Here is a 6,920-nt window from a genome sequence, read left to right on the forward strand (position 1 = left end):
GTCAGGAACTCCTGATAGTTCTGCTCGTCACGATCGGTGATATGCAGATCGCCAAAGTGCACCCAGGAGAGCACGTTGGAATAGCGGACGTTCGTTGGCATTTCTATTTCCTTTGCCTGAAGAGAGTTGTTCTCGTTCCAAGCTAAGGCATCGCCTCCGCAAGGCTCGTGCCAATTGCGAAGTCACGCGTTCTCAGCACTTTTCCGGCGCACCTCATTGCAAACTGTCTGAATTTACGACGGCCGTTGTCCGATCAGCGGACAGCACATTCCCCGCGCGGACAAACCTCATGGCGGAGGTCGGGGCCACCGAGGGCGTGGCATCGCCGCCGCGCGCTCACGTCGATCATGATCGACATCGGAACCCATCTCGGTGATTGGGATCCGTCAGTCACCGAGCTCGCGCAGCGCCAGCGCGTGACACAGCGGCTATGTGAGCTGGCATTTCCACGAAAAATTACTTGATCCGATGCGCGAGCGCGCGATCAGGCATTGCGCAAGACTTCCTCGAGCTGTGCGACGAGCTTCGCCCGGTGCTCGGCAGGAAGATTGTCCAGATTGATCTGCTTCCAGCGCACCGCCGGCAGCTCCGCCGCGCCGGCGTCGCCCAGCAGGCTCCAATCGGGCTCGCCGCGCTTGAACCCTATGAGGAAATCCTTGTGAGCTTGGGGCATTTTTCCCGCGAGTTCGGCGATCAGCATCTCCCGGGCTTCGAGCAACTCGTCCAAGGTTACTTGATCGGCGGTCATGCCCGCGAAGCCGTGCGTGAATTCGTGCCCGATGTCCTTGCGGCGCGGAACCACAACCTCGGAAATCGGCCTGTCATGGCTGATGAGGTAGACGATGAACGCCTTGCGGAGATCGTCCGTGATGCCTTCGTTGGCGAGCAGATCGCGGACATCAAAGAGGTCACGCGGATGCTGCCGGTCGAGCGCCGCGACGAGTTTGCCAGCGTATAGATCGGCGAACGAAACGACTTTCATCTGTGCGAAGCCGAACGTTTCTTCGACGCTCGGCGACACGTCGCGCAGCTCCGGCTCGAAGACGCAGCCCCTGATCACCGGGGTGACCTCGATCTTGATCTGCGCGTCGCCTTGCTGGACGGTCAGCTTGGTGACGATCTTCTCGCGGGCGTTGACGACTTCCGTCACCCGTGCGCCCGGCAATCCTTTCCTGATCGCCGCCGCCATTCGCCTCATCGCCGCATCGATCGCGGCAAGAGATTCGGGACGCGGAGCTACCGGCAGATATGTCAGGTCGATATCGACCGATAGGCGCGGCATGTCGCGGTGGAAGAGATTGATGGCGGTGCCACCCTTGAGCGCAAAATTGGGTTCCGCCGCGACGAACGGGATCGTCTCGATCAACAAGGCCACTTGATGCCGATATTTTTCAGACGGGGGCATTGAGGTCGTCTGGGATGGTTATGAGGTATTTGGTGTCGAGTTTGCCGCCCTTGACGAGCATGCGCTTTCCCGTGCCGAGATCGACTTTCGACTTGTCGATCTGTTTGAGCCAAGCGTGCTGATGCCGCTCCGAGAACCAGAAGAACAATCGTTTGACCTTGACGCTTTTGCAGTCGTTCAGAAGCATTTGCAGCCGCCGGGGACCTAGGCTCCTCAAGCCTTCCGCTAATGCATCGACCTGATGGAAGCTTTCGTGGCGGGGCAATTCGTCGAGCAGTTCAAGGAACGCACGTTCGGGTGTCGATACCGTGAGAGGCCAGTCGAATGATCCCGGTATTTCCCGCGTCGTCTCTGACTTTGATCCGGGCGAGCTCCCGCGCGTTGTGAACAGGCTCTGCGCGCGGTGAACGCGGAATTTCTGTTTGAGCGGGAGTTTGCTGAGCCAGCCGGGAGCAGGCCGCGTTCCATATAGATGTACGGTCGAAGGACCCGCCTGGCTCAAGTAGTGGCCGAAGCCTTGCGCCTCAATGGCGGTACGTCCGCCAACGACGAGATCAGAGCCGAGCAGTCGCTGAAGTGAAACGACGACGCCCTGCCAGGAGAGTTCGCCGAGCGGGCGCTTGAAGGTTCCCCGCGCCGGCTGAACCAGCCAGCCGGCCGATACGTATTGGCTGCGCAGGCTGGTGGAATATCCGTGCCGTTCCATCCAGGCGGCATCAACCAGAAGTCCCTGCGGGAGGGTCCTTTCGAGCTTGTTTAGCTTCCTGTTCTTTTGCTCAGCCATACTAAGCAAATTAGCATTCTTTTCAAACCAACCTCAAGGTTTTAAACCTAACCATTTTGCGCAGTCACACTAAGTAAAATTGCATAAACATAAACCCCTAGGAAACCTTCGTTCCGAGGGGCTCGGGACCTGCCCTCCGGCGGCCCGTAATTCTCGCCTTCCGAAAGCCGAGACTCGCTGGTTAATCCCTTAATCGAGCTTTGTTACGACGCACTCGCTTGTCTTCGCCGGACAGCATCGCGTTGGCGTCGCCTGCCTTCCCGCATGCGTCGAACTGGCCCTATCGAAGGCATTGACAAAGTCGCGGCTGGAGTCGGCACCTCGACAGCGCGGACATTAGGCAGCTCCGTCGCGGGCCGCGCCTCCATGATCTCGAGAACCGCGCGTCCCTTGTCAGTGATACGCCAGCCGCCGTTCATCCGCTCGATGAGACCTTGGGAAAAGATATCCAGATCGGGCACGCGGGCTGCCAATCGCTTCGTGCGTTCGGCCCAGTCCCGCCCGCTCGTCGCCAGAATGGCCATGTCACGCTTGATGTCCGCCATGACGGCGAACCCGTCTGGATAGCTGACCAGCACCTTGAGAACCGTCACCTGGAAGTTCACTGCCCCACCCGTACCCGGCTTCCGCGAACTTACTCCCTCTACATCTTACGAGCATTCGCAAAAATCACCACAGCAACCAAGCCTAAGGCGCCCCGGAAAAGCATGTTAAAGGCTGAACTCTCTTCGAGCGACAGCCCCTCCTAAGAGTTGGAGCCTTTCGTACGAAATACCCCAGTCGCACAGGTCCTTGAGATTAGCGGACCTCTGCGACGGGCCAATCGGCATAGCGGATGCGGTAAGATAGGCAGCGGGCCGAGCGACGGTAAGATAAAGAGTTTGCTCGCCTAACGCGCCCAAGGAGCGCCGCCCGCATCGGGCGCTTCAGACCGCTCCACCACAAGTCAGACATACAGGTAAACTCTATGTGCTCAAAAGCGCATTGAACGGAAGGCAAAACCTACAGGACCAGAGACGAGGCACGCGCCGATGTGTTCGACTACATCGAGAGATTTTACAACACCACCCGCAGACACTCGACCATCGGCTATCTCAGCCCGGTTGAGTTCGAGCGCAAGGTGGGATTAGCTTAACCCGGTGTCCATCAAACCGGCAGCAGCTCAACGCTTAGTCTCTTATACTGAACTTGGGGTACGCCAGCTTACACGCATGGTCCGACCAAGGCTTCATTACTCGGCGGCCTCAATTTGGTTTTTAAGCTCCGCGAATTTCGCCGCCATAGTCGGATTGGACCTGGTCAACTTCTTGATCGTCACATCCTGGGCCTTGTCGTTTGCAAGGCGCAGATTACGATCCGCACCAATCAGCGCGTCCTTTGTTTTCTGAAGGTGATCGATAGACTTATCAATCTCAGTGATCGCCGTCTGGAAATTCCTGGAGGCAAGATCGTAATTCTTGGCGAACCCGTTCTTGAACGTCTCCAACTGGTTTTCAAACTGTGTAATGTCGATATTCTGCGCCTTAATGAGCGCGAGCTCCGTCCTGTACTTCAATGAGTTCAGAGAGGCGTTCCGCAAAAGCGTAATCATCGGCAGGAAGAACTGCGGCCGGATAACGTACATCTTCGGATAACGGTGGAAGACGTCCACGAAGCCCGCGTTGTAGAGTTCGCTGTCAGGTTCGAGCAGTGAGACCAGGATGGCATACTCGCAGCCCTTCTCGGTGCGATCCCGGTCGAGTTCCTTGAGGAAGTCCTCGTTTTTGCCCTTCGTTGCGGTTCTATCGCTCTCGTTCTTCATCTCAAACATGATCGAGATGATTTCGGTGCCGGCCTCGTCCGAGTCGCGAAAGATGTAATCGCCCTTGCTGCCGGTCCGCGCGTCGTTGTCCTTTTCGAAATACGACCGCGGAAAGGCCATCGAACGCACCCGGTTGAACTCGATCTCGCAGTGCTGCTCAAGGGTCTCCCCAACCATCTTGGTCGAGAGGCGGGCCTTCATATCCTTGAGGCGCTCGATCGCGTCATCACGATCCTTAATCAGAATGGGGAGCAAAATCTGAGGCCTGCGCGACGAGATTGTTTGCTGCCCTCGAGCCGCGAGTTGGGGATGGCAAAAAGCCGGCTGATGTCACCGCGCGCTCAAACGAGCGCTCACTCATCGCTCCGGCGTGATGGCGAGGGCGGGATCGAGGACGTAGCCTGGCAAGCCGCACGAAGGCCGGCTGAGCGCGATCGGGTTTGGGGGCAGGTGCGGTGGATGATCTCGATGCACGCACGGGCGGCCCCTAATTTGGTCGAGGGTGTCGCGCCCCGAGGACTCAGCCGAGCATCCGAGGGTTACGCGAACAGCCAGATGCTTCCGAACTTTAGGAAGAAGGGAGAGCACGGCCAAGCCACCCATGAGCATGCTGTAGATCGGCCAGAGCGCGCTCAAGTATCGCGCCTGGGGGATTCTCTGACCGGACTCCAAGGAGAGCGTCAGTTGGGCCCCATTCTGACCAGGAAGTACCTGATTTGGTCAATCACTCGGTTTGGTGAGCAGGTAGTCTTGTCTCGTTGGGCTCCCTATTCCCAACGTGCAATTGATCACTCCCCGCCTGACGCGCTGTGAAGGCCTGCAACCAACCCGGGCCTGACGTTCGTCAGGCGGGTTCTTTTGTTCTGGCGGGGCCAAGAGTTGATGCTGGCTTAAATCGGCGCCGAGCGAAGCGAGGCGAGCGCGCACGCCGCGCAGCACCGTAATCCGCAAAACGAGAACGAGGAGCGGAAGCCGCGCAGCGGCGATGCGCGACTTCGTTCCTCGATGAAAAGCACGCTACGCGGCAGACTCTTGCGACTGGCTGCTGAACGCCAGCAAATAGGCTGTCGCAGCGGTCGCGGCGGTTGCTGCTTGAAAGATCGCCCGCTTGTCCTCTTTGAGAATTGCGAGATACTGGTCGATATACTGAGCATGATCCGGACGCGGTTCGTTGGTAATTCCGAGTTCGGCGCACAGGAACGCCGCACCAAGTTCCGCAATCAACTCCTCGAAGCAATAGGGCTTGTCGGCAAAGCGCTTGCCTTTCTCGCGGTTCAGACGATGGGGCGCGCCGCTGAAATGCGTCAGTTCATGCAGCACCGTGGAATAGAAGCTCTCTTGCGGTGAGCTCGTGGGCGAGCCGAGGAATGCGCTCGGATCGGGAACGCGGATGCGATCGGTCCTGCGATCATAGAAAGCTTGCGTCCCGCCGTATTCGATAGCCGCGCCCGTGGCAGCAATCGCCTTGTCCGCCTGCTCGAGGCGTTCGAACAAGGGCGCTGTGGGAGGCTCGGGCGTCGCGGCCGCGAAACCGTCGACCTGTTCGGCATTGAAAACCCACGAGGCGCGCGCGAACGGGATGCAGTGGGCGTCTTCACCCTGCCCTTGCTCGGGCTCGGGGTTCTGGATCTCCAGCGTCTTGTAGAACACGATCGGCGTTCCTTTCTCGCCCTTGCGGACTTGCGCGCCGCTGCTCTGCCACTGCTTGAACGTTGCCCATTGATGCGAGCGATAGCCGAGGCCTTGGGCGGTGATCCACAGCGACAGCACATTGACCCCTCGATAGGCGCGTTGCGTCGTGGCGTTGACTGGCATTTTCGTGCTGGCACCCTGATGCCATGGCAGAACGAAAGTCCCGGCGCCGGCCTCGATGGCCTGAACAATGCGGCTCGTGATGTCCTGATGAACGTCGAAGCGGTCTCTCGCAGATTTGGTCATGATCTCTCTCTTGAATTGACGCAGCGCGCGCATGGCCTCTCGCCACGCCGCCTGCCCGTCGGCGAGACCGGGGTTTCGGGGGGGCAAGAGCTTGTTTCGGCGCCGGCGATGCCGGCGCGCATCCGATGATGCGCAACGCGGTTGCACCGAGCCGCGCAGCGCGACGTGCGACCGACTTGCTGCACCGGAAGACGAAAGAAGATCTTGCTGGGGTGAGGGGCAGTGCCCCTCATGTCCCCCGCTCTATTGAGCGCAGCGGACAAGCTTGCGCGCGAAGCGCGGCATTAGCCGAACAGCGACTTCGCGACAGCGATCGTGACCCTCAGGGCGGAGACGGCGCTGGCGGCTCCGTCGCCGCAGGAGATAGAGCGCGGCGACCGCGCAGCGGGCGGTTGCCAGAACATCATTCCGTCCTGGCGGCCGCGACAATTTGACAATCTATGAATTTGTTTGGGATCGCCGGATTCCCAGCCGACCCAGCGGACAACGACTTTCCGCACGTTGCGTTCAGCGTTCTGTCGAAGTCGACGCTATGGATATCGGCGCTGCTTTTGACCCCCAACCGGCGTCCAACATTGACCCCGCCTGATATAATATGGAAAGAACCCATTAGCGGCTGGAAGCGAGAAATCGGAGCCGGAAAATTAACTTCCGCATGTGCGACCTCGCCACCAGGTGTACCGCTCTCCTACTCGGATTGGGAAAGCCATCCTCAGAAGTCCTTGAAAGTTCACTCGCCATCGCAGGCCCCTAATTTCGCGGGTACCCCAGCCTCCATCTTGACAAGTCGGCTGCCCGTCCTGTCTTCTGCACTTTCAGGTTGAAACAACGTCACCTCCTGTAAAGACGTCCGGCTATGCGCGGCAAATCCCGCCTGTGTCGCGAAGAAATTTTGTAAGGCCAATCCAACGGCCTGCAAAACTAAAAGCCTATTTGAGTCGTTCAAACTCTAAGACGCCAAGCTGCATTTAGTCGGATCTCAAGCTGAGGCA

General features: G+C 58.8%; 4 protein-coding genes and 2 pseudogenes. 1 reads left to right on the forward strand and 5 read right to left on the reverse strand.

The window, feature by feature from the left end; translation table 11 throughout:
* Positions 1–484 precede the first annotated feature (484 nt).
* The 3 genes from AC628_RS22840 to AC628_RS22850 form a co-directional block, all read right to left on the reverse strand.
* A complete protein-coding gene (locus AC628_RS22840) occupies positions 485–1,405 on the reverse strand; it encodes a nucleotidyl transferase AbiEii/AbiGii toxin family protein (RefSeq protein ID WP_074128979.1) in 921 nt (306 codons plus the stop codon).
* The gene (locus AC628_RS22845) at positions 1,392–2,189 is read right to left on the reverse strand and encodes a type IV toxin-antitoxin system AbiEi family antitoxin domain-containing protein (protein ID WP_074128980.1); all 798 of its coding nucleotides are present in this window, start codon (positions 2,187–2,189) and stop codon (positions 1,392–1,394) included. Before AC628_RS22845 ends, AC628_RS22840 begins: the two co-directional genes overlap by 14 nt.
* Positions 2,190–2,392: 203 nt before the next feature.
* Positions 2,393–2,794, reverse strand: a complete 402-nt coding sequence (locus AC628_RS22850) for a hypothetical protein (RefSeq protein WP_074128981.1) — start codon at positions 2,792–2,794, stop codon at positions 2,393–2,395.
* A 383-nt stretch (positions 2,795–3,177) separates the two neighbouring features.
* On the opposite strand from AC628_RS22850, the pseudogene AC628_RS22855 reads away from it, so the two are divergent.
* A pseudogene (locus AC628_RS22855) lies at positions 3,178–3,324 on the forward strand (IS3 family transposase); the annotation flags it as partial.
* Between the two features lie 96 nt (positions 3,325–3,420).
* Here the strand turns inward: AC628_RS22855 and AC628_RS22860 are convergent.
* Together AC628_RS22860 and AC628_RS22865 are read right to left on the reverse strand one after the other, a co-directional pair.
* Positions 3,421–4,230, reverse strand: a pseudogene (locus AC628_RS22860) (DUF2130 domain-containing protein); the annotation flags it as partial.
* Between the two features lie 777 nt (positions 4,231–5,007).
* Positions 5,008–5,961 carry an ArdC family protein gene (locus AC628_RS22865; RefSeq protein ID WP_245321277.1) on the reverse strand — a complete coding sequence of 318 codons (954 nt, stop codon included), beginning with the start codon at positions 5,959–5,961 and terminating at the stop codon, positions 5,008–5,010.
* Positions 5,962–6,920: the final 959 nt, after the last annotated feature.

This window comes from Bradyrhizobium sp. NAS96.2, from assembly GCF_001908235.1.
Taxonomy (GTDB): Bacteria; Pseudomonadota; Alphaproteobacteria; order Rhizobiales; family Xanthobacteraceae; genus Bradyrhizobium.